Source organism: Geodermatophilus sp. DSM 44513 (assembly GCF_032460525.1).
GTDB lineage: Bacteria > Actinomycetota > Actinomycetes > Mycobacteriales > Geodermatophilaceae > Geodermatophilus.
In genome coordinates, this window is sequence record NZ_CP135963.1 from 1 (window position 1) to 21,073 (window position 21,073).

Genomic DNA, 21,073 nt, shown 5'->3' on the forward strand with positions numbered 1-21,073 from the left:
ATGGCCGATGCCGCGGTGGACCTGGCGACGGTCTGGGACCAGATCCGCGAGCGGCTGGCCACGAGCCTGTCCCCGCAGCAGAACGCGATGCTCAACCTCACCCGGCCCGTCGGGGTGTTCGAGGACACCGCGGTGCTCTCCGCGCCCAACGAGTTCACCCAGACCGTGCTGGAGTCCCGGATGCGCCGGGTGCTCGCCGAGGCGCTGTCCGAACACCTCGGGCGGGACATCCGCGTCGCCGTCCAGGTGGAGGACGCACCCGCCGCGGCGCCCGCCCCGCCGCGGCCCGAGGTGCCCACCCGCCGTCCGTGGTCGGTGGTGGAGGCCCAGCGCGCCGAGGAGGACCGGCAGACCCAGGACCGCACCGACGACGGGCGCAGCGCCTTCGGCGTGCGCGCCGACGTGCGCCCCGCGTGGGAGGACGGCGCCGAGGCACCCGAGGCCCGCCCCGCCGAGCGCGACGTCGAGGAGTGGGCGCCGACCGACTGGAGCCCCCCGGCCCGGCGGGCGGCCGGTCGTGGCACCCGGGCGGCCGAGCGCGACTGGGGAGGCACCGACCTCGACGAGGACGGCGTGGCCGTGCTGCCCCTCGAACTGGACGGCGGTGGCGGCACCGGGGGCCTCCCGGAGCCGTCCGGCCCGTCCCGCGGCCGCCGCGGTGGCTCCCGGGGGGGCGACGCCGTCCCGCTGTTCGGTGGTGACCGGCGCACGACCGGCGCGCAGGACCCGGGGCTCAACCCCAAGTACGTCTTCGACTCCTTCGTCATCGGCAACAGCAACCGGTTCGCCCACGCCGCGGCCGTCGCCGTGGCCGAGGCGCCGGCGCGGGCCTACAACCCGCTGTTCGTCTACGGCGACTCCGGGCTGGGCAAGACCCACCTGCTGCACGCCATCGGGCACTACGCCGCGCGGATGTTCCCCAATGTGCGGGTGCGGTACGTAAGCACCGAGGAGTTCACCAACGAGTTCATCAACCTGGTGCACTCCGGGCGGGCCGAGGAGTTCCGCCGCCGGTTCCGCGACATCGACTTCCTGCTGATCGACGACATCCAGTTCCTGGAGCGCGCCGAGCGGACGCAGGAGGAGTTCTTCCACACCTTCAACACGCTGCACAACGCCAGCAAGCAGATCGTCATCACCTCCGACCGGGCGCCGAAGAAGCTGACCACGCTGGAGGACCGGCTGCGCACCCGCTTCGAGTGGGGGCTGATCACCGACGTCCAGGCACCGGACCTGGAGACCCGCATCGCCATCCTGCGCAAGAAGGCCTACGGCGAGCGGCTGCAGGTGCCCGACCCGGTGCTGGAGTTCATCGCCAGCAAGGTGCAGACCAACATCCGCGAGCTCGAGGGCGCGCTGATCCGGGTGACGGCGTTCGCGTCGCTGAACCGCCAGCAGGTGGACCTGCCGCTGGCCGAGCTGGTGCTCAAGGACCTGATCAGCGACGAGCAGGGCCCGCAGATCACCGCGGCGATCATCATGGCGGCGACCGCGGAGTACTTCTCCGTGACGATGGAGGAGCTGCAGGGCGCCAACCGCAGCCGCACGCTGGTCAACGCCCGCCAGATCGCCATGTACCTGTGCCGGGAGCTCACCGAGCTGTCCCTGCCGCGGATCGGGGCCTCCTTCGGCGGCAAGGACCACACCACGGTCATGCACGCGGTCAAGAAGATCACCAACCTGATGAGCGAGCGGAGGGCCACCTACACCCAGGTCACCGAGCTCACCGCGCGCATCAAGAGCCGCGCCCGCCAGTAGGAGGACCCCGTTCCTCCCCACACCTCGCAGGCTCGGCGCGGGCCCCTCGAACGGGGCCGTTCCAGCACGTCACCACGCTCGCCGCGGGACCCTGCACCGAGGCCGATGACGCCCTCGAGCCGCTGCCCGTGTCCCGGCTGGCCGCCGTCCCCGAGCGCGGATGGGTCCCGCACCGCCCCTCCTCAGGAGTGCTCCCAGCCACTGCCGTCCCCCGGTCCGGCGGGTGCGACGGGTCGAGGAGTCGACGAGTTGTCCCCAACGATGTGCACAGCCTGGGGAGATCGCTCGCCGTCCGCTCACCTGCCGTCACGAACGGCTCCCGCGCCCGGCCGCCCCGTCGGCTCCCGGTACCGCGCAGCACCGTCCTGACCTGCGGGGACACCGGTCGACGGCGCGGTGCCGGGGCGGGACCGGGACGCGACCGAGGCGGGCTGCGGACGAGAGCCGGGCCCGCCGTCCGGGGGCTGGGTACGGCCTGGGGACGGACCTGGGGTAACCGGGGGACAGGGGGTGGAGAGCCGGCGACCGGTGTGGGCAACCGTCGAGATGTCCACGTGTCGACACAGCGACCCCCACGGCCACCCACAGCCGGTCAACACGTCGACTGCGCCCCTGACCTGCGCGGACGGCCCCGATCCCCAGCTTCCACAACTGTGATGACGAGGATGAGGGAGAGAGATCGGGTCTTCTCGAACCACACTCTGGGTGGGGACGCTGCGCGGTGAGGGCCCCGACGAGGGCCGGTGCTCACCACCGGTCGGCGGCACAGGGCACGATGAGCACCGCGATCGCAGGACCGCAGAGCAAGGCAGCGACACGACGACGGCTGGGGTGGAGTGGGTCATGGAGTTCCGGGTGGCGCGTGAGGTGCTCGCCGATGCCGTCGCGTGGACGGCACGCAGCCTGCCGCCACGGCCGTCGGTGCCGGTGCTGGCCGGGATCCTGCTCGAGGTCGACGGCAGCCAGCTGTCGGTGTCCGGCTTCGACTACGAGGTCTCCGCGCGTGCCGAGGTCGACGTGCAGGGCTCCGAGAGCGGCCGGGTCCTCGTCCCCGGCCGGCTGCTGGCCGAGATCACCCGCGCGCTGCCGCCGCACCCGGTCGTCCTGACCGCCGAGGGGCCGCGGCTGTCCATCTCCTGCGGCAACGCCCGCTTCAGCCTGCCCACGCTGCCGGTCGAGGACTACCCGTCCCTGCCGGCGATGCCGTCGTCGGCCGGCGTCGTCGACAGCGACGTGTTCGCCGAGGCCGTCGGCCAGGTCGCCGTGGCCGCCGGGCGCGACGACACGCTGCCCATGCTCACCGGCGTCCGACTGGAGATCGAGGACGACCTGGTGACGCTGGCGGCGACCGACCGCTACCGCCTCGCCGTCCGCGAGTTCGCCTGGCGCCCGGACACCCCCGGCGTGACCGCGGCGGTGCTGGTGCCCGCCCGCACGCTGGCCGACGCCGCGAAGACGCTGACCAGCGGCCCGGAGGTCACCCTGTCGCTGTCCTCGGGCGGCTCGGGTGAGGGCATCCTGGGCCTGTCGGGCAAGGACCGGCAGACCACCACCCGGCTGCTGGACGCCGAGTTCGTGAAGTACCGGGCGATCATGCCCACCGACTCGGCGAGCAACGCCACGCTCCCGGTGGGGCTGTTCACCGACGCGGCCAAGCGCGTCGCCCTGGTCGCCGAGCGCGGCACGCCGCTGCGCTGCGAGTTCACCCCCGGCCAGGTCACCCTGCGGGCCGGCGGCACCGACGACGAGGGCCAGGCCGAGGAGCGCTGCGACGTCGAGTTCGACGGCGACCCGCTCACCATCGGCTTCAACCCGACGTTCCTGCTCGACGGGCTGGCCGCCGTGCACACCCCGCGGGCGCGGATGGACTTCACCAGCCCGCTCAAGCCCGCCGTGCTCTCCGGGGTGTCCGAGCCGGCGGCCGACGACGACGCGGCGCCCGCGCGCCCCGCCGAACGTCCCGGCAGCTACCGCTACCTGATCATGCCGGTGCGCCTGCCGGGCTGAAAGAGGACCCCGCTGCCCCCCGCCACTCGCGAGCTCGTGGCGGGACCCTGCAGCAGGGCCGTTCCAGACGCGCAATGCTGGACGACGTCACCGACGCGAAGGAGAGCTGACCGTGCAGCTGGGTCTGATCGGGCTGGGCAAGATGGGCGGCAACATGGCCGAGCGGCTGCGCCGCGCCGGCCACGAGGTCGTGGGGTACGACCGCAGCCCCGGGAAGCGGGACGTCGGGACCCTCGAGGAGCTGATCGGCGCGCTGAGCGCACCCCGGGTCGTGTGGGTGATGGTGCCGGCCGGCGAGCCGACGAAGGCGACCGTCAAGGAGCTCGCCGAGCTGCTCGACAGCGGCGACGTCATCGTCGACGGCGGCAACTCCAAGTACACCGACGACCAGGTCCACGACGTGCTGTGCCGTGAGAAGGGCATCGGCTACATCGACGCCGGCGTCTCCGGCGGCGTCTGGGGCCTGGAGAACGGCTACGCGCTGATGGTCGGCGGGACCAAGGACGACGTCGCGAAGGTCCAGCCGGTGTTCGACGCGCTCAAGCCGCCGTCGCCGACGGACGAGTCCGGTCAGGAGATGCCGGGCGCGGGCTTCGTGCACGCCGGGCCGGTGGGCGCCGGGCACTTCTCCAAGATGGTCCACAACGGCATCGAGTACGCGATGATGCAGGCCTACGGCGAGGGCTACGAGCTGCTGGCCGCCGTCGACCTGATCGAGGACGTCCCCGGCGTGGTGAAGTCCTGGACGCAGGGCACCGTCATCCGCTCCTGGCTGCTGGACCTGCTCGTCCGGGCCCTGGACGAGGACCCGCAGCTCGACCGGATCCGCGGGTACGCGGAGGACTCCGGCGAGGGCCGGTGGACCGTCGAGCAGGCCATCGAGAACGCCGTCCCCATGCCGACGATCGCCGCGTCGCTGTTCGCCCGCTTCTCCTCCCGCCAGGAGGACTCCCCGACGATGAAGGCCGTCGCCGCACTGCGCAACCAGTTCGGCGGGCACGCGGTGCAGGCTGTCCGCGAGCAGGAGGTCGAGCGCCCGGCATGAAGAAGGACCCCCGTGCCCCCCACCACTCGCAGGCTCGTGGCGGGGCCCTGCACGGGGGCCGTTCCAGCACCTCACCGTCCCCCCACGCCTCGCACGCTCGGCGCGGGCCCCTGGAGGGCGGCCGTTCCAGCACCTCACCCCGAGGTCGCTGAGGTGTACCTGCGCCACCTGCAGCTGGGGTCGTTCCGCAACTGGGACCGGGTGGACCTCGCCCTGCGCCCGGGGCCGACGGTCTTCGTCGGCCGCAACGGCGAGGGCAAGACCAACCTGGTCGAGGCGGTCGGCTACCTGGCCACGCTGGGCAGCCACCGGGTCGCCGGCGACGGCCCGATGGTCCGGCAGGGCGCCGCCCAGGCGGTGGTCCGCGCGGCGCTGCGCCGGGAGGACCGCGAGCTGCTGGTCGAGGTCGAGATCAACCCGGGGCGGGCCAACCGGGTGCGGGTCAACCGCGCGCCGCTGCCCCGCCCGCGCGAGCTGCTCGGGCTGGTGAAGTCGGTGCTGTTCGCCCCGGAGGACCTGGTGCTCGTCCGCGGCGACCCGGCGGAGCGACGGCGGTTCCTCGACGACCTGCTGGTCAGCCGCACCCCGCGGCTGGCCGGCGTGCGCAGCGACTACGACCGGGTGCTCAAGCAGCGCAACGCGCTGCTCAAGACCGCCCGCCTGGCCCGCGGGAACGCGCTGGCCACCCTCGACGTCTGGGACGGTCACCTGGTCGACCTCGGGGGGCAGCTGCTGGCCGCCCGGCTGCGGCTGGTCGCCGATCTGGCCCCGCACGTGGCCCGGGCCCACGCCCGGGTCGCCGGGGTGGACGCCGCGGGAGCCGCGCTGGGCTACGCCAGCACCGTGCCGCTGGCCGGCGACGGGACGCCGATCGGCGAGGGTGCGGCGCTGCCCGGCGCGGCGGACCTGTCGGCGGCGTTGCTCGAGCGCGTGGCCGAGCGCCGCGGCGACGAGGTCGACCGCGGGATGACCCTGGTCGGCCCGCACCGCGACGACCTGGTGATCTTGCTGGGGCCGATGCCGGCGAAGGGCTTCGCCAGCCACGGGGAGTCCTGGTCGCTGGCCCTGGCGCTGAAGCTTGGCTGCTTCGCGCTCCTGCGGGAGGACGGCGACGAGCCCATCCTGGTGCTGGACGACGTCTTCGCCACCCTGGACGCCGACCGCCGGGCCGCCCTGGCCTCGGTGGCCCGCTCGGCGGAGCAGGCGCTGGTGACCGCCGCGGTGCTCGACGACGTCCCCGAGCAGCTGCGCGGCGCGGTGGTGCAGGTCGCCGGGGGCCAGGCGGTACCGCTGGACCCGGTGACCGCCGAGGACGGTGCGGTGCGGGAGGAGGTCCCATGAGCGAGGAGCGGCCGGCCCGGCCCAGTGACATCGCACGCGCCGCGCTGGAGGCCGCGCGGGCGGCATCCGCGGCCCGGCCCCGCCCCACCCGCCGCCGGATCGCCGGGCCCAAGCGGGCCTGGAGCGGCCCGCGCCCGGGGGACGACGACCCGCAGCCGCTGGGCCGGCTGGTCGACCACCTGGTGCAGGCGCAGGACTGGTCGCAGCACACGAAGGTCGGTGCGGTCTTCGGCCGGTGGTCGGCGCTGGTCGGCCCGGACATCGCCGCGCACTGCACCCCGCAGACCCTGACCGAGGGGGAGCTGCTGGTCGTGGCGGAGTCCACCGCGTGGGCCACCCAGCTGCGGCTGCTGACCCCGACGATCCTCGCCCGGTTGCACGCCTCGGTCGGCGGGGACGTCGTGACCCGCCTGCGCGTTGTCGGACCGACGGCCCCGAGCTGGAAGAAGGGGCCCCGCTCGGTCCGCGGACGCGGACCCCGGGACACGTACGGATAGGAGCCGCCGCGCGGCGCGGGCGGCTCCGGGAGGACGGCACACATGGGGATGAGGCAGGCATGAGCAGCCCGCGCGACCGCGACGGCTTCGACCGCGACCAGCCCGACGAGGGCAGCGGCTGGCGCGAGCCGGGCCACCTCGGCGGCGACGACCGCTCCGGCGCCGAGCCCAGCACGCCGCAGCCACCGGCCCCGCAGCCACCGGCCCCGCAACCGCCGGCCGAGCAGCCACCGGCCGGCAGCCAGCAGCAAGGCGGCAGCACCGCCTGGCAGCCGCCGGGCTGGGACCTCCCGCCAGCCGTCCCCGACCGCCCGGCGCAGGCCCCGCCGGCCGGACCGCAGACCGCCGGTGACCAGCCGCCCGGGCCCGGCCTGTTCGGTCCGCGCCGGCCGCGCACCCCCGGCGAGGTGGAGCGGGTGTTCGCCTACCAGGGCGACACCGTGGGAGCTCAGGCCTGGGCAGTCCAGCAGGGCTGGGACCTCTCCGACGGCACCGGCCCGGAGGACGCCGCCCTGGCCGAACTGGTGCGCACCGCACCGGTCCGTGCCACCAAGGACCACCGGCCGGCCGGCGTGATGCGCGGCCGTTACGGCACCCTGGACCTGGTCGCCTTCGACGTGCTGTTCGCCTCCGGGCGCTACGCGGTGCCCGAGTACGCGGTCACCGCCGCCCCCGTGCTCGGTGCGCTACCGGCGCTGCGGCTCTCGCCGGCCCGCTTCTGGAAGCACCGCACCGGCGGGCTGGTGCACGTGCCCAGCGGTGACCCCGCTTTCGACGGCCGCTGGGTGCTGCTGGCCGCCGAGGACGGTCCGGCCGCCCGCGCGCTGGTCGGCTCCGACGCCGTCCGCGGCATGCTGCTGGGCACCGACGACGGGGACGAGTTCTGGACGACGGCCGGGACCGCCGGGGGCGTCTCGGTGGGCGGCTGGATCGCCGCGATCCGCCCGGACGGGCACCGCCCGCAGCTCATCGAGCACCACGCCCGGCTGCTCACCGCGGTCGTCGGTGCCCTCGCCCCGGTCCTCTGAGCCGGCGGCGGTGAGCAGCCCCGCGGTGGACACCCCGGTGGAGGCCGCTCTCTCGGCGGAGACGGCGCCCTCGGCCACGCTGCGCCAGCTGTGGCCCCTGGTCCGCCCGCACCGGCGTCCGCTGGCCCTGGCCGCCGCCCTGTCGCTGGTCGCGGCGGCCGGGGCGCTGGCCCAGCCGGCCCTGGTCGCCCGGGTGATCGAGGTGGTCGGGTCCGGCGGGCGGCTGCTGCCGGTCGTGGCGCTGCTGGTCGTCGTCCTGGTCGCGTCGGCGGCGCTGAACGCGGTGCAGGGGTACCTGCTGCAGCGCACCGCCGAGGGCGTCGTGCTGACCACCCGGCGCACGCTGACCGACCGACTGCTGCGGCTGCCCGTGGTCGAGTACGACCGGCGGCGCACCGGGGACCTGATGTCGCGGGTCGGCGCGGACACCACGCTGCTGCGGGCGACGGTGACCTCCGGGGTCGTCGAGGTGGCCGGCTCCGCGGTGGTCGCCGTCGGCGCGCTGGTCGCCATGGCGCTGGTCGACGGCTGGCTGCTGCTGGTCACCGTCGGGTCGGTCGGGGTCGGTCTCGCGGTGGTCGTGTCGGTCTCCCGCGGGGTGCGGCGGCTGTCCCAGCAGGCCCAGGCGGAGGTCGGCGCGATGACCGCCGCGGTCGAGCGGGCGCTGTCGGCGGTGCGCACCATCCGGGCCAGCGGCGCGACCGCCCGCGAGGTCGACGTCGTCGCGGCCAGTGCCGGGCGGGCGTACGCCGCCGGCGTGCGGGTGGCCCGGCTGCAGGCGCTGGTGAGCCCGGCCGGGTCGATCGCCGTCCAGGGGGCCTTCCTCGCAGTCCTGGGGCTGGGCGGCTACCGGGTGGCCACCGGCTCGATCGCCGTCGCCGACCTGGTCGCCTTCATCCTCTACCTGTTCCTGCTGGTCCTGCCGCTGGGCCAGGCGATCGGGGCGTGGACCCAGCTGCAGACCGGCTTGGGTGCCCTGGCCCGCATCCAGGAGGTGCTGGGCCTGGCGCCGGAGGACGACGCCCGGCCCGAGCGCGGCGGCGCGCTGCTGCCCGTGCCGGTGACGCCGCCGTCCCGGGAGGTGCCGCTGCTGGAGCTGGACGACGTCTCGTTCGGCTACCCGGACGGCACCGACGTGCTGCGCGGGGTGTCGCTGTCGGTGCCGGCGGGCAGCCGGGTGGCCCTGGTCGGGCCCTCGGGGGCGGGGAAGTCCACGGTGCTCGCGCTGGTCGAGGGCTTCTACCCGCTGACCGGCGGGGCGGTGCGGTGGGCCGGCACCGACGTCCGCGAGTTGCCGCGGGCCGGCCTGCGCGCCCGGCTGGGCTACGTCGAGCAGGAGGCACCGGTGCTGGCCGGGTCGGTGCGGGACAACCTGCTGCTGGCCGCCCCGCAGGCGAGTGACCCCGAGCTGTGGGCGGTGCTGGCCGACGTCGGGCTCACCGGGGTGGTGCAGCGCTCACCGCGCGGCCTGGACGTGCCGGTGGGGGACGACGGCGTGCTGCTGTCCGGCGGGCAGCGCCAGCGGCTGGCCATCGCCCGGTCGCTGCTGGCCCGCCCCGCGCTGCTGCTGCTCGACGAGCCGACCGCCAGCCTGGACGCCCGCAACGAGGCCCTGCTGCGCGACACCCTGGCCGCCGCGTCGGCCGACCGGGCGCTGCTCGTGGTCGCCCACCGGCTGTCCACCGTGCTGGACAGCGACCGGATCGTGGTGCTCGACGCCGGGCAGGTCGTCGCCAGCGGCACCCACGAGGAGCTGGTGGAGACCAGCCCCCTCTACCGCGAGCTCGCCGCCGCCCAACTGCTGGTGTGACCCGCCGATGATCAGCTGAGCTGGTCATCGAGGGTCCTGGCTCACCACCGGCAGTGAGCCAGGACCGGCAACGGTCAGCTCAGCTGATCATCGAGGGGCCGACACAGATCACGCCGCCTGGGCGCGGTGCGAGCCCACGGAGGCCGCCGTCCCCTGCTCGGCCGCGCGGCAGATGTTGCGGATCATGCCGCCGAAGATGGGGCCGTGGAAGGGCACCAGGACCCGCCAGTACAGGTGCCCGAACAGCCCGGAGGGCTTGAACGTCGCCTTCTGGCGCAGCAGGGTGCGCCCGTCCTCCTGTGGTTCCACGTGGAACTCCAGCCAGGCCAGCCCGGGCAGCCGCATCTCCGCGCGCAGCCGCAGCAGCCTGCCCTCGTCGAGCTCCTCGACCCGCCAGAAGTCCAGGGCCTCGCCGACGTAGAGGTCCGAGGGCGAGCGTCGCCCGCGCCGCAGGCCCACGCCGCCGACGGCCCGGTCCAGCCAGCCGCGCACCTCCCAGGCCAGCGGGAAGGAGTACCAGCCGCTGTCGCCGCCGATCCCCTCGACGACCCGCCACAGGTCCTCGGGCGAGGCGTCGGTCAGCCGGCTCTTCTCGTCCAGGTAGAGGGTGCCGCCGGCCCAGTCCGGGTCGGTGGGCAGCGGGTCCGACGGGGCCCCGGGCACGGACGCCGAGGACCAGCGGGTGGCCACCGTCTGGTCCCTGACCCGCTGCACGGCCAGCCGGACGGCGTCGTCGAAGCCCAGCAGCCCCTCGGGCGGGTCGGGCACGTACCGGGCGATGTCGTGCTCGGAGCACACGACGGTGTTGCGCAGCGACTCCACCAGCGGCCGGGCGATCGACGCCGGCACGGGGGTGATCACGCCGACCCAGTGGCTGGACAGCGCCGGGCTGAGCACCGGCACCGGCAGGATCCGCCGCCTGCTGAGCCCATCGACGGCGGCGAAGCGCTGCATCATCTCCAGGTAGGTCATGACGTCGGGGCCGCCGATGTCGAAGCAGCGGTGCACGTCGCTCGGCAGGGTCGCGCAGCCGACCAGGTAGCGCAGCACGTCGCGGATGGCGATCGGCTGGATGCGGCTGTGCACCCACCGGGGCGTGATCATCAGCGGCAGCCGCTCGGTCAGGTAGCGCAGCATCTCGAAGGACGCCGACCCCGACCCCAGCACCACCGCGGCCCGCAGGACGACGGTCGGGACGCCGGAGCCGAGCAGGATCGCGGCGACCTCCGCCCGCGAGCGCAGGTGCGGGGAGAGCTCCTCGTCGTCGGGGTCCAGCCCGCTGAGGTAGACCAGCCGGCCGACCCCGGCCTCGCGGGCGGCACCGGCCATGACCTGCGCGGTCCGCCGGTCGGTGTCCTCGAACTCGCTGCCGGTGCCCAGCGCGTGGATCAGGTAGTAGACGACGTCGACCCCGGCGCAGGCCCCGGCGACCGCCTCCGGGTCGCCGGCGTCGGCCCGGGCGATCTCGACGTCCCCGGCCCACGGGTGGTCGCGCAGCCGCTCGGGGGACCGGGTCATCACGCGGACGCGGTGCCCGGCGGCCAGCAGCTCGGGGACCAGCCGGCCGCCGATGTAGCCGGTCGCCCCGGTGACGAGGCAGGTCTTCGCTGCGGGGACGGCAGGGGTGCCCTCGGTCTCGGCCATGCCCCAGTGTCCGGCGCGGACGCCGCACGCGCTCGGGTCGCGTCGGGAGGGCCCACCCGCCACGATCGGACCCGGCCGACGGCGGTCGCACGCACCGGTACCACCACCCGGGGGGTCCCCATGGCCGACACCACGGCAGCGCCCGACCGCACGTCCGACGGCCAGCCGGCGCTCAGGCGGGTGATGGGCCCGGGCCTGCTGCTGCTGTTCATCGTCGGCGACGTCCTGGGCACCGGCATCTACGCACTGACCGGCCAGGTCGCCGCGCAGGTCGGCGGCGTGGTCTGGCTGCCGTTCCTCGTCGCCTTCCTCGTCGCCCTGGTCACCGCGTTCAGCTACCTGGAGCTGGTCACCAAGTACCCGCAGGCCGCCGGTGCGGCGCTCTACGCGCACAAGGCGTTCGGCGTCCACTTCGTGACGTTCCTCGTGGCCTTCGCGGTGATGAGCTCGGGCATCACCTCGGCGTCCACCGCAGCGCGGGCGTTCAGCGCCAACTTCGCCCGCGTCTTCGACCTGAGCGTGGGCGAGGGCATCGGGATCACCCTCATCGGGCTGGGCTTCATGGCCCTGATCGCCCTGGTCAACCTGCGCGGGGTCGGCGAGAGCGTCAAGGCCAACGTGGTGCTCACCTGCGTGGAGCTGACCGGCCTGCTGATCGTCATCGGCGTGGGCGTCTGGGCCCTCGGCGGCGGGGGCGGGGACTTCTCCCGGGTGACGGAGTTCGACACCGGCGAGCGCTCGGTGGTCGGCGGGGTCATCGCCGCGACCGGGCTGGCCTTCTTCGCGATGGTCGGCTTCGAGGACTCGGTCAACATGGCCGAGGAGTGCAAGGAGCCGCGGCGGATCTTCCCGAAGGTGCTGCTGGCCGGGCTGTGCCTCACCGGCCTGATCTACGTGCTGGTGTCGATCTCGGCGATCGCGCTGGTGCCGGCCGACCGGCTCAGCCAGGGCGACACCCCGCTGCTGCAGGTGGTGGAGGCCGGTGCCCCGGGCTTCCCGCTGGGCCTGTTCGGCGTCATCACCATGTTCGCCGTCGCCAACTCGGCGCTGATCAACATGCTGATGGCCAGCCGGCTGGTCTACGGCCTGAGCCGTGAGCGGGTGCTGCCGCGCCTCCTCGGCGCGGTGCACCTCCGCCGCCGCACGCCGACCACCGCCATCCTGTTCACCACCGCGCTGGCGTTCGGGCTGATCACCTTCGTCGGGGAGGTGCCGGCCCTCGGCGGCACCACGGCCCTGCTGCTGCTCATCGTGTTCACCGTCGTGAACGTCGCCGTCCTGGTGCTGCGCCGCGACCCGGTGGACGCCGACCACTTCCGCACCCCCACGGTGCTGCCCGTCGTCGGGGCACTCGCCTGCGCCTACCTGGCCACGCCCTGGGCCGGCCGCCCCGCCGAGCAGTACCGGATCGCCGGTGTGCTGCTGGCCATCGGCGTCGTGCTGTGGGGCGTGACGGTCCTGGCGACCAGGCGCGGCGGCGCCGGGACGCCCCGGTTCGACCCCGGCCACCTGACCGGCGAGCGCCCCACCGGTCCGCGCAACTAGAGGAGGACCCCCTCGCCCCCCGACCCTCGCTCCGCTCGGGCCGGGACCTTGCGAGAGGGCCGTTCCAGCACCTCCCGGGCGGCGTGTCGGGGGCGGGGGCAACACCGGTGGTGGCAGACGTGCTGCGAGTGGCGCAGACACGGCGTGAGGGCCGGGACGGCCGCGTTCCTGTCGTCCCACCCGGTATCCTCGGAGGCAGAAACCGCCAGCATCCGGCTGAGAGCCGTTCTGCGCCCCTGTCCTCGTCGGGCGCCGTGGGCCGGGTGCGCGACAGGAAGGCCCCACGTGGTCGCGCGACCGAAGACCGATGCCCCGGCTGAGAACGCCTACTCGGGCAGCTCCATCACCGTCCTCGAGGGTCTGGAGGCCGTCCGCAAGCGCCCGGGCATGTACATCGGCTCGACCGGCGAGCGGGGCCTGCACCACATGGTGTGGGAGGTCGTCGACAACGCCGTCGACGAGTCCCTGGCCGGCTACTGCGACACCGTCCGGGTGACCCTGCTGGCCGACGGCGGCGTCCGGGTGGAGGACAACGGCCGCGGCATCCCGGTCGACCTGCACCCGGTGGAGAAGCGGCCGACCGTCGAGGTGGTCCTGACCATCCTGCACGCGGGCGGCAAGTTCGACGGCAAGAGCTACGGGGTCTCCGGCGGCCTGCACGGCGTGGGCGTCACCGTCGTCAACGCGCTGTCCAGCGAGCTCGACGTCCGCATCTGGCGCGACGGCACCGAGTGGCACCAGCACTACGCCGAGGCCAAGCCCTCCCCGCTGGAGAAGATCGGCCCGACGCGCAAGCGCGGCACCCAGATCACCTTCTGGGCCGACCCGGGCATCTTCGAGACGACGGCCTACTCCTTCGACACGATCAGCCGCCGGCTGCAGGAGATGGCCTTCCTCAACGCCGGCCTGCGCATCGTGCTGCGCGACGAGCGCCCCGGTCACAGCAGGGCCGAGACCGGCATGGCCGACGAGGTGTCCCTCGCCGAGGCGGCACCGGCGGCGCACGCCGAGGAGCCGGCCTTCGAGCCGACCGAGGTGACCTACCTCTACGAGGGCGGCCTCAAGGACTACGTCGCCCACCTGAACCGGACCCGGACCGCCATCCACCGGTCGGTCATCGGCTTCTCCGCCGACGGCACCGGCAAGAACGACACGGCGATGTCGGTCGACGTCGCGATGCAGTGGTCGGAGGCCTACTCCGAGTCGGTGCACACCTTCGCCAACATCATCAACACCCACGAGGGCGGCACCCACGAGGAGGGCTTCCGCGCCGCGCTGACCTCGATCGTCAACCGCTACGCGGAGGACAAGAAGCTCTTCAAGAGCAAGGACGAGAAGCTCACCGGCGAGGACATCCGCGAGGGCCTGGCCGCGATCGTCTCGGTCAAGCTCGGCGACCCGCAGTTCGAGGGTCAGACCAAGACCAAGCTCGGCAACACCGAGGTCAAGGGCTTCGTGCAGCGGGTCTGCAACGAGCAGATCGGGCACTGGTTCGAGGCCAACCCCGCCGAGGCCAAGCAGATCATCACCAAGGCCAGCTCCGCCGCCCGCGCCCGCCGCGCCGCCCAGCAGGCCCGCCAGCTGGCGCGGAAGAACCCGCTGAACTCCACCGGGCTCCCCGGCAAGCTGGCCGACTGCCGCTCCACCGACCCGCGCAACTCCGAGGTCTACATCGTCGAGGGCGACTCCGCCGGGGGCTCGGCGAAGTCCGGCCGCGACTCGATGTTCCAGGCGATCCTGCCGATCCGCGGCAAGATCATCAACGTCGAGAAGGCGCGCATCGACCGGGTGCTCAAGAACACCGAGGTCCAGTCGATGATCACCGCCTTCGGCACCGGCATCCACGACGAGTTCGACCTGGCCAAGCTGCGTTACCACAAGATCGTGCTGATGGCCGACGCCGACGTCGACGGCCAGCACATCTGCACGCTGCTGCTGACCCTGCTGTTCCGCTTCATGCGGCCGCTGGTCGAGGCCGGCCACGTCTACCTGGCCCGCCCCCCGCTGTACAAGATCAAGTGGGGCGGCAAGTGGGGCGACCAGTACGCCTACTCCGACCGGGAGCGCGACGCGCTGCTCAAGGCCGGCAAGGAGGAGGGCCGCCGGGTCCGCGAGGAGATGATCCAGCGGTACAAGGGGCTCGGTGAGATGAACGCCAGCGAGCTGTGGGAGACCACGATGAACCCCGAGACCCGGCTGCTCGGCCAGGTCACCCTCGAGGACGCCGCCACCGCCGACGAGCTGTTCAGCATCCTCATGGGCGAGGACGTCGAGGCCCGCCGCAGCTTCATCACCCGCAACGCCCGGGACGTGCGGTTCTTGGACGTCTGAAGAAGGACCCCCTCGCCCCCCGCGCCTCGCTCCGCTCGGCGCGGGCCCCTGCGAGGGGGCCACGCGTCGGACGCACGACCTCGCCTCACCACCGGAGACCTGAACCGTGACCGAGACACCCGCCCGCGACCGCGTCGAGCCGGTCGACCTCCAGCAGGAGATGCAGCGCAGCTACATCGACTACGCGATGAGCGTGATCGTCGGCCGCGCGCTGCCCGAGGTCCGCGACGGCCTCAAGCCGGTGCACCGCCGGGTGCTGTTCGCCATGTACGACCAGGGCTTCCGCCCCGACCGCGGCTACGTCAAGTGCGCCCGGCCGGTCGCGGAGGTGATGGGCAACTACCACCCCCACGGCGACTCGGCGATCTACGACGCCCTCGTGCGGCTGGCGCAGCCGTGGGCGATGCGGTACCCGCTGATCGACGGGCAGGGCAACTTCGGCTCCCCGGGCAATGACCCTGCGGCAGCGATGCGCTACACAGAGTGTCGGTTGACCCCGCTGGCCATGGAGATGCTGGCCGGCATCGACGAGGAGACCGTCGACTTCCAGGCCAACTACGACGGCCGGACCGAGGAACCGCTGGTCCTGCCCTCGCGCATCCCGAACCTGCTGGTCAACGGCTCGGCCGGGATCGCGGTCGGCATGGCCACCAACATGCCCCCGCACAACCTGCGCGAGGTCGCCGAGGCCGCCTACTGGGTGCTCGACCACCCGGACGCCGAGCCGGAGGAGGCCCTCACCGCGTGCATGGAGCGGGTCAAGGGCCCCGACTTCCCGACCCACGGGCTGATCGTCGGCCGCGAGGGCATCGAGGACGCGTACCGCACCGGGCGCGGGTCGGTGCGCATGCGGGCCGTCGTCACCGTCGAGGAGGACACCCGCGGCCGGGTCCAGCTGGTCGTCACCGAGCTGCCCTACCAGGTCAACCCGGACAACCTGGCCGAGGCGATCGCCGACGCCGTCCGCGACGGCCGGCTGCAGGGCATCAGCGAGATCGCCGACGAGTCCAGCGACCGCGTCGGCCGCCGGCTGGTCATCACCCTGCGCCGGGACGCCGTTGCCAAGGTGGTGCTGAACAACCTCTACAAGCACACCCAGCTGCAGACGTCCTTCGGTTGCAACATGCTCTCCATCGTCGAGGGCGTCCCGCGGACGCTGCGGCTCGACGAGCTGGTCCGCAAGTGGGTGGTCCACCAGGTCGAGGTCATCGTCCGGCGCACCCGCTACCGGCTGCGCAAGGCCGAGGAGCGCGCGCACATCCTGCGCGGCTACGCCAAGGCCCTCGACCAGCTCGACGCCGTCATCGCGTTGATCCGCGGCAGCGAGTCCGCCGACGCCGCGCGCACCGGCCTGATGGAGCTGCTGGACGTCGACGAGGTGCAGGCCACCGCGATCCTGGACCTGCAGCTGCGCCGGCTGGCGGCGCTGGAGCGGCAGCGGATCGTCGACGAGCTGGCCGAGATCGAGGCCCGCATCGCCGACCTGCAGGCCATCCTCGACTCCCCGGAGCGGCAGCGGCGGATCGTCCGCGACGAGCTGGCCGAGATCGTGGAGAAGTTCGGCGACGACCGGCGCACGAAGTTCGTGGCCAACGACGGTGACGTCTCCATGGAGGACCTCATCGCCGAGGAGGAGGTCGTCGTCACCATCACCCGCACCGGGTACGCCAAGCGGACCAAGAGCGACCTCTACCGCTCGCAGCGCCGCGGCGGCAAGGGCGTGATGGGCGCGACCCTGAAGCAGGACGACATCGTCGACCACTTCTTCGTGGGCTCCACCCACGACTGGATCCTCTTCTTCACCAACAAGGGCCGGGTGTACCGGGCCAAGGCCTACGAGCTCCCCGAGGCCACCCGCACCGCCCGCGGCGCGCACGTGGCCAACATCCTGGCCTTCCAGCCGGACGAGAAGATCGCCCAGGTCATGCAGATCAAGGACTACGGGGTCGCCCCGTACCTGGTCCTGGCCACTGCGAACGGGCAGGTGAAGAAGACCCGGCTGACCGACTTCGACTCCCCGCGCAGTGGCGGCGTCATCGCGATCAACCTGCGCGAGGGCGACGAGCTGGTGGGCGCCGCGCTCATCGACCCCGACCAGGACCTGCTGCTGGTGACCCGCAAGGCGATGTCGATCCGGTTCAAGGCCGACGACGCCACGCTCCGCCCGATGGGCCGGGCCACCGAGGGCGTCCGGGGCATCGCCCTGTCCGACGACGACCAGCTGCTGTCGATGATGGTCGTCCAGGAGGGCGTCGACGTCCTGGTGGCCACCGAGCGCGGGTTCGCCAAGCGGACCGGCATCGAGAACTACCCGCCGCAGGGCCGCGGCGGCAAGGGCGTCCTCACCGCCGACCCCAAGGCGCGCAAGGGCAACCTGGTCGGCGCCCTGGCGGTGCAGCTCGGCGACGAGTTGTACGCCATCACCTCCGGCGGCGGGGTGATCCGGACCCCGGTCAACGGCGTCCGGCACAACAAGGACCGCGCCACCATGGGTGTCAAGCTCATGAACTTGCCCGAAGACGTGTCGATCGTGGCGATCGCCCGTACGACGGACAACGACGAGGCGTCCGCCTAGTCTGGTGAGGACGACGGTGGAGGCGGGTGCCCGGTACCCCCGGGTCGGGGCACCCCGCCTCCGTCGTCCCGACCATGACGGGCGCCCAGGCGCCCCCGGCCGCGCGCCGGGACCCCCGGGTGCGAGGCAGCGGCACAGGCCGCTGGGGAACGGGAGACTCGCATGAGCGACCGGACGCAGGGTTCGGTGCGCACCGGGTCCCGGAGCGGCGACACCGCCCCGGCACAGGGGACGGCGCCCGGCCAGCAGCCCCCCACCGACGGCACGCCGTCGGTGGGGTCCACCCAGTCCATCCCCGGCGCGCACACCGCCCGGGCGCAGGCTGCCGCGACCGGCGCGCAGGCCGCCGTCGCCCCGGGGACCGCGGCGCAGCCGGTGGTCGGGACGCAGCCGGCGACCGGGGCGCAGTCCGGTGCCCCGGTGCAGCCGGGTACCGGGGCGCAGCCGGCCGTCGCCGCGGCCAAGAGCGCCCTCGGTGGCGGCCAGAAGACCGCCCGCGGTCCGCGGCGGGCCCGCCTGCAGCTGCGGCACATCGACACGTTCTCCGCGCTGAAGATCTCGCTGGTGCTGTCGATCGCGCTTTTCTTCATCTGGATGGTCGCCGTCGGCGTGCTCTACGGCGTGCTGTCCGGCCTCGGCGTCTTCGACACCCTCAACGACCTGTTCGGCCAGCTCGGCACCGCCTCCGGCGCCGACGGCCGCAGCGAGGTCATCACCCCCGGCATCGTGTTCGGCGGTGCCGCGGTCATCGGCGCGATCAACATCGTGCTGCTCACCGCGCTGTGCACCGTCGCGGCGTTCATCTACAACATGTGCTCCGACCTGGTCGGCGGCCTGGAGGTCACCCTCTCCGAGCGCGACTAGCAGGGGGGCCTCCCTGCACCGACCGTTCGCGGCGGGCCGCAGGGAGGCCGCTGCACCCGGTGCCCGCAGCCCCACCCCTGGTGCGGGACGCCGCTGGCCGCCGGGTACGATCGTCGAGGTCCACGGGCCTGTAGCTCAGGCGGTTAGAGCGCATCCCTGATAAGGATGAGGCCGGAGGTTCAAGTCCTCCCAGGCCCACCCGTGTCCCGGCACCACCGGCCCTCCCCGCTCCCGGGGTCGGGTCCCGGCCCCCTCCCGAGGGGGACTCCCGTCGAGGAGGTACCCCGCGTGCTCAGGAAACTGGTCCTCGCGGCTGCGGCTGCGAGCGCCCTCGCCGCCGTCCGCAGGCGGTCGGCCGGCCGCACGGAGGCCGACCTCTGGGCCGAGGCCACCCGCGGCCCCCAGGCGGTCAGCAGACCCACCACGCGCTGAGCCCGGGGGTCGCACCTCCCACCCGGGGACGTAGCTCAATTGGCAGAGCACCGCCTTTGCAAGGCGGGGGTTAGGGGTTCGATTCCCCTCGTCTCCACTCCCCGACACCGCCGTCGGCCTGCGTTCCCGCGCCGGCCCCCCGGCGAGACGCCACCCCCCGGTCCGGGAGCCGGCCCCTGGGTCCTGGTCACGCTCCCGTGACGGTTCGGCGCGGGACGGCCCACCGCCGAGCCCGGTCAGTACTGTCGCGTCTCGCTGTCCCGAGACCCTGGAGGGCCCGACGTGAGCACCCAGCAGCCGCCACCCGACGCGCCCCCGCCGCCGGGCCGGCCGTCCTCTCCCCTGCCGTCGTCGCCTCCGCCGTCGTCGCCCCCGCTGTCGTCGCCCCCACCCGTCTGGCGTCCGATGCCGCCGCCGGCCCCGCCGAGCCCGTTCCGGCGGGGGCTCGGCCTCGGCTTCGGCGCGAGCCTGGGCGCCGGGCTCGCGCTGGGGACGGTGGGCCTGGGCCTGGTCGTGGTCATGGTGCTCGCCCTCGTCGGGCTCGCCTCGGCGGGCGGCGAGGCCGAGACCACCGGGCCGGTGACGGAGACCGTCTGGGGTGAGCCGACCGCCGGCGCGCGGCTGATCGCCGTGCCCGTCACCGGCGTCATCCTGGGCGGGGCCAGTGACGGCGCCACCTTCGGCGGGTCGACGTACGGCTACGAGGTCGCCGACACCATCGACTCGCTGACGGCCGAGGACGCCGACGGGCTCGTCCTGGAGCTCAACACCCCGGGCGGCACCATCTACGGCTCGCGCGCCATCGCCGACGCCGTGGAGCGCTACCAGCAGCGGACCGGCAACCAGGTGATGGCGCACGTGCAGGGGATCTCCGCCTCCGGCGGGGTGTACGCCATGGCCGGGGCCGACCAGATCGTGGCCGACCACGGCAGCCTGGTCGGCAGCATCGGCGTGGTCATGGGCCCGTTCCAGCGCTTCCGCGACGTCACCGGCATCCCGGGCTCGCTGCTCGAGCCGGGCGTGACCACCGAGGGCGGCATCACCGAGGAGTACTTCACGCGGGGCCGCGGCAAGGACCTCGGCAACCCCTACCGCGACATCACCGAGGAGGAGCGTGCCGTCCTCAACGCCGGCCTGGACCGCGAGTACGCGGAGTTCGTGTCGTGGGTGTCCCAGGCGCGGGGCATCCCGGCGCCGACGATCGTCGACCAGCTCGGGGCCTTCGTCTTCGACGGCTACACCGCCGTGGACCGCGGCCTGGTCGACCGGGTCCTGGGCCGCGAGGAGGCCTACCGGTACGCCGCGGAGATGAACGGCGTCGACCCCGAGGACACCCGGGTGGACCGGGTGGCCGGGCCCGGCTTCCTGGAGTCCCTCCTCGGCGCGACCTCCCCCGTGGACGGCACCGGCGCGGCGGCGCCGGAGCCCGGCCGCAGCACCGTCTGCACCGGCGCCCCGCTGGTCCTGGCCCATCACGGGGGGCTGGCGGCGGCCTGCACCGAGGGCTGAGCACCTCAGGCCACTGCGACGCCCGCGCCCGTCCGGTGGGAGAGTGGACGTCGTGACCGAAGCGACCCCTGCCCGACGCGCCGTCCTGCACACCAACCACGGCGACATCACCGTCGACCTGTTCCCCGACCACGCGCCCAAGACGGTGGCGAACTTCGCCGACCTGGCCGAGGGACGCCGGGAGTGGACCCACCCGCAGACCCGCGCGAAGACGACCGACCGCCTCTACGACGGCACCGTGTTCCACCGGATCATCGACGGGTTCATGATCCAGGGCGGTGACCCGCTGGGTCAGGGCATCGGCGGCCCGGGCTACCAGTTCGGCGACGAGATCCACCCCGAGCTGGCCTTCACCAAGCCCTACCTGCTGGCCATGGCCAACGCCGGGCCCGGCACCAACGGCTCGCAGTTCTTCATCACCGTCGCTGCGACCACCTGGCTGACCGGCAAGCACACCATCTTCGGCGAGGTGGCCGACCAGGAGAGCCGGGACGTCGTCGATCGCATCGGCAAGGTGAAGACCGGCCGCGGGGACCGCCCGGCGGAGGACGTCGTCCTGCAGTCCGTCGAGGTGCAGCGCAGCTGACCACCACCCCGGACGACGGGGGCGCCGGCCAGCCACCGCCGGCGCCCCCTGCCCCCGCCTGCTACCGGCACCCCGACCGGCCGACCCGCATCTCCTGCACG

At 73.7% G+C, this 21,073-nt stretch carries 15 protein-coding genes and 2 tRNA genes; 16 read left to right on the top strand and 1 reads right to left on the bottom strand.

The features are described 5' to 3' along the window. The 7 genes from dnaA (at window position 1) to RTG05_RS00035 (ending at window position 9,486) form a co-directional block, all read left to right on the top strand. On the top strand, window positions 1-1,758 hold the full coding sequence (gene dnaA / locus RTG05_RS00005; RefSeq protein WP_208104720.1) for a chromosomal replication initiator protein DnaA: 1,758 nt from the start codon (window positions 1-3) through the stop codon (window positions 1,756-1,758). A gap of 843 nt (window positions 1,759-2,601) precedes the next feature. Next, window positions 2,602-3,765: a DNA polymerase III subunit beta gene (gene dnaN, locus RTG05_RS00010; RefSeq protein ID WP_166526924.1), complete on the top strand. Its 1,164-nt coding sequence runs from the start codon at window positions 2,602-2,604 to the stop codon at window positions 3,763-3,765. A gap of 112 nt (window positions 3,766-3,877) precedes the next feature. After that, window positions 3,878-4,810 carry a phosphogluconate dehydrogenase (NAD(+)-dependent, decarboxylating) gene (gene gnd, locus RTG05_RS00015; RefSeq protein ID WP_166526925.1) on the top strand — a complete coding sequence of 311 codons (933 nt, stop codon included), beginning with the start codon at window positions 3,878-3,880 and terminating at the stop codon, window positions 4,808-4,810. Window positions 4,811-4,963: 153 nt separating this feature from the next. Then, on the top strand, window positions 4,964-6,151 hold the full coding sequence (gene recF / locus RTG05_RS00020) for a DNA replication/repair protein RecF (protein WP_166526926.1): 1,188 nt from the start codon (window positions 4,964-4,966) through the stop codon (window positions 6,149-6,151). Beyond that, a complete protein-coding gene (locus RTG05_RS00025) occupies window positions 6,148-6,648 on the top strand; it encodes a DciA family protein (RefSeq protein WP_166526927.1) in 501 nt (166 codons plus the stop codon). Before recF ends, RTG05_RS00025 begins: the two co-directional genes overlap by 4 nt. Before the next feature lie 59 nt (window positions 6,649-6,707). Continuing rightward, window positions 6,708-7,676, top strand: coding sequence for a hypothetical protein (locus RTG05_RS00030; protein WP_166526928.1), 969 nt, complete (start codon window positions 6,708-6,710; stop codon window positions 7,674-7,676). A 10-nt stretch (window positions 7,677-7,686) separates the two neighbouring features. After that, window positions 7,687-9,486 carry an ABC transporter ATP-binding protein gene (locus RTG05_RS00035; protein WP_315912156.1) on the top strand — a complete coding sequence of 600 codons (1,800 nt, stop codon included), beginning with the start codon at window positions 7,687-7,689 and terminating at the stop codon, window positions 9,484-9,486. 108 nt (window positions 9,487-9,594) lie between these two features. On the opposite strand, the gene RTG05_RS00040 is transcribed toward RTG05_RS00035, so the two are convergent. Next, on the bottom strand, window positions 9,595-11,130 hold the full coding sequence (locus RTG05_RS00040) for an SDR family oxidoreductase (RefSeq protein WP_166526929.1): 1,536 nt from the start codon (window positions 11,128-11,130) through the stop codon (window positions 9,595-9,597). Window positions 11,131-11,250: 120 nt separating this feature from the next. Here RTG05_RS00040 and RTG05_RS00045 point away from each other — a divergent pair, with 120 nt between their 5' ends. The 9 genes from RTG05_RS00045 (at window position 11,251) to RTG05_RS00085 (ending at window position 20,972) form a co-directional block, all read left to right on the top strand. Beyond that, on the top strand, window positions 11,251-12,675 hold the full coding sequence (locus tag RTG05_RS00045; protein ID WP_166526930.1) for an APC family permease: 1,425 nt from the start codon (window positions 11,251-11,253) through the stop codon (window positions 12,673-12,675). A gap of 285 nt (window positions 12,676-12,960) precedes the next feature. Then, window positions 12,961-15,006 carry a DNA topoisomerase (ATP-hydrolyzing) subunit B gene (gyrB, locus tag RTG05_RS00050; protein WP_166526931.1) on the top strand — a complete coding sequence of 682 codons (2,046 nt, stop codon included), beginning with the start codon at window positions 12,961-12,963 and terminating at the stop codon, window positions 15,004-15,006. Between the two features lie 106 nt (window positions 15,007-15,112). Further along, window positions 15,113-17,581 (top strand): DNA gyrase subunit A, encoded by a 2,469-nt coding sequence (gene gyrA, locus RTG05_RS00055; RefSeq protein WP_166526932.1) that lies wholly within the window; start codon window positions 15,113-15,115, stop codon window positions 17,579-17,581. Window positions 17,582-17,743: 162 nt separating this feature from the next. Beyond that, entirely contained in the window at window positions 17,744-18,445 is a 702-nt protein-coding gene (locus RTG05_RS00060) for a DUF3566 domain-containing protein (RefSeq protein ID WP_166526933.1), read from the top strand. 124 nt (window positions 18,446-18,569) lie between these two features. Then, window positions 18,570-18,643, top strand: a tRNA-Ile gene (locus RTG05_RS00065). Beyond that, a complete protein-coding gene (locus tag RTG05_RS00070) occupies window positions 18,611-18,877 on the top strand; it encodes a DLW-39 family protein (RefSeq protein ID WP_315912157.1) in 267 nt (88 codons plus the stop codon). Before RTG05_RS00065 ends, RTG05_RS00070 begins: the two co-directional genes overlap by 33 nt. A gap of 24 nt (window positions 18,878-18,901) precedes the next feature. Beyond that, window positions 18,902-18,974 (top strand) — tRNA-Ala (locus tag RTG05_RS00075). Window positions 18,975-19,282: 308 nt separating this feature from the next. Then, entirely contained in the window at window positions 19,283-20,386 is a 1,104-nt protein-coding gene (locus tag RTG05_RS00080) for a S49 family peptidase (RefSeq protein ID WP_166526934.1), read from the top strand. Between the two features lie 52 nt (window positions 20,387-20,438). Next, entirely contained in the window at window positions 20,439-20,972 is a 534-nt protein-coding gene (locus RTG05_RS00085) for a peptidylprolyl isomerase (RefSeq protein ID WP_166526935.1), read from the top strand. The last annotated feature ends 101 nt before the right edge of the window (window positions 20,973-21,073 follow it).

Coding starts and splice junctions, on each gene's coding strand:
- RTG05_RS00025 (WP_166526927.1), top strand. CDS start 6,148: ATGAGCGAGGAGCGGCCGGCCCGGCCCAGTGACATCGCACGCGCCGCG.
- RTG05_RS00060 (WP_166526933.1), top strand. CDS start 17,744: ATGAGCGACCGGACGCAGGGTTCGGTGCGCACCGGGTCCCGGAGCGGC.
- dnaA (WP_208104720.1), top strand. CDS start 1: ATGGCCGATGCCGCGGTGGACCTGGCGACGGTCTGGGACCAGATCCGC.
- RTG05_RS00070 (WP_315912157.1), top strand. CDS start 18,611: ATGAGGCCGGAGGTTCAAGTCCTCCCAGGCCCACCCGTGTCCCGGCAC.
- RTG05_RS00080 (WP_166526934.1), top strand. CDS start 19,283: ATGCCGCCGCCGGCCCCGCCGAGCCCGTTCCGGCGGGGGCTCGGCCTC.
- RTG05_RS00030 (WP_166526928.1), top strand. CDS start 6,708: ATGAGCAGCCCGCGCGACCGCGACGGCTTCGACCGCGACCAGCCCGAC.
- dnaN (WP_166526924.1), top strand. CDS start 2,602: ATGGAGTTCCGGGTGGCGCGTGAGGTGCTCGCCGATGCCGTCGCGTGG.
- RTG05_RS00045 (WP_166526930.1), top strand. CDS start 11,251: ATGGCCGACACCACGGCAGCGCCCGACCGCACGTCCGACGGCCAGCCG.
- RTG05_RS00040 (WP_166526929.1), bottom strand. CDS start 11,130: ATGGCCGAGACCGAGGGCACCCCTGCCGTCCCCGCAGCGAAGACCTGC.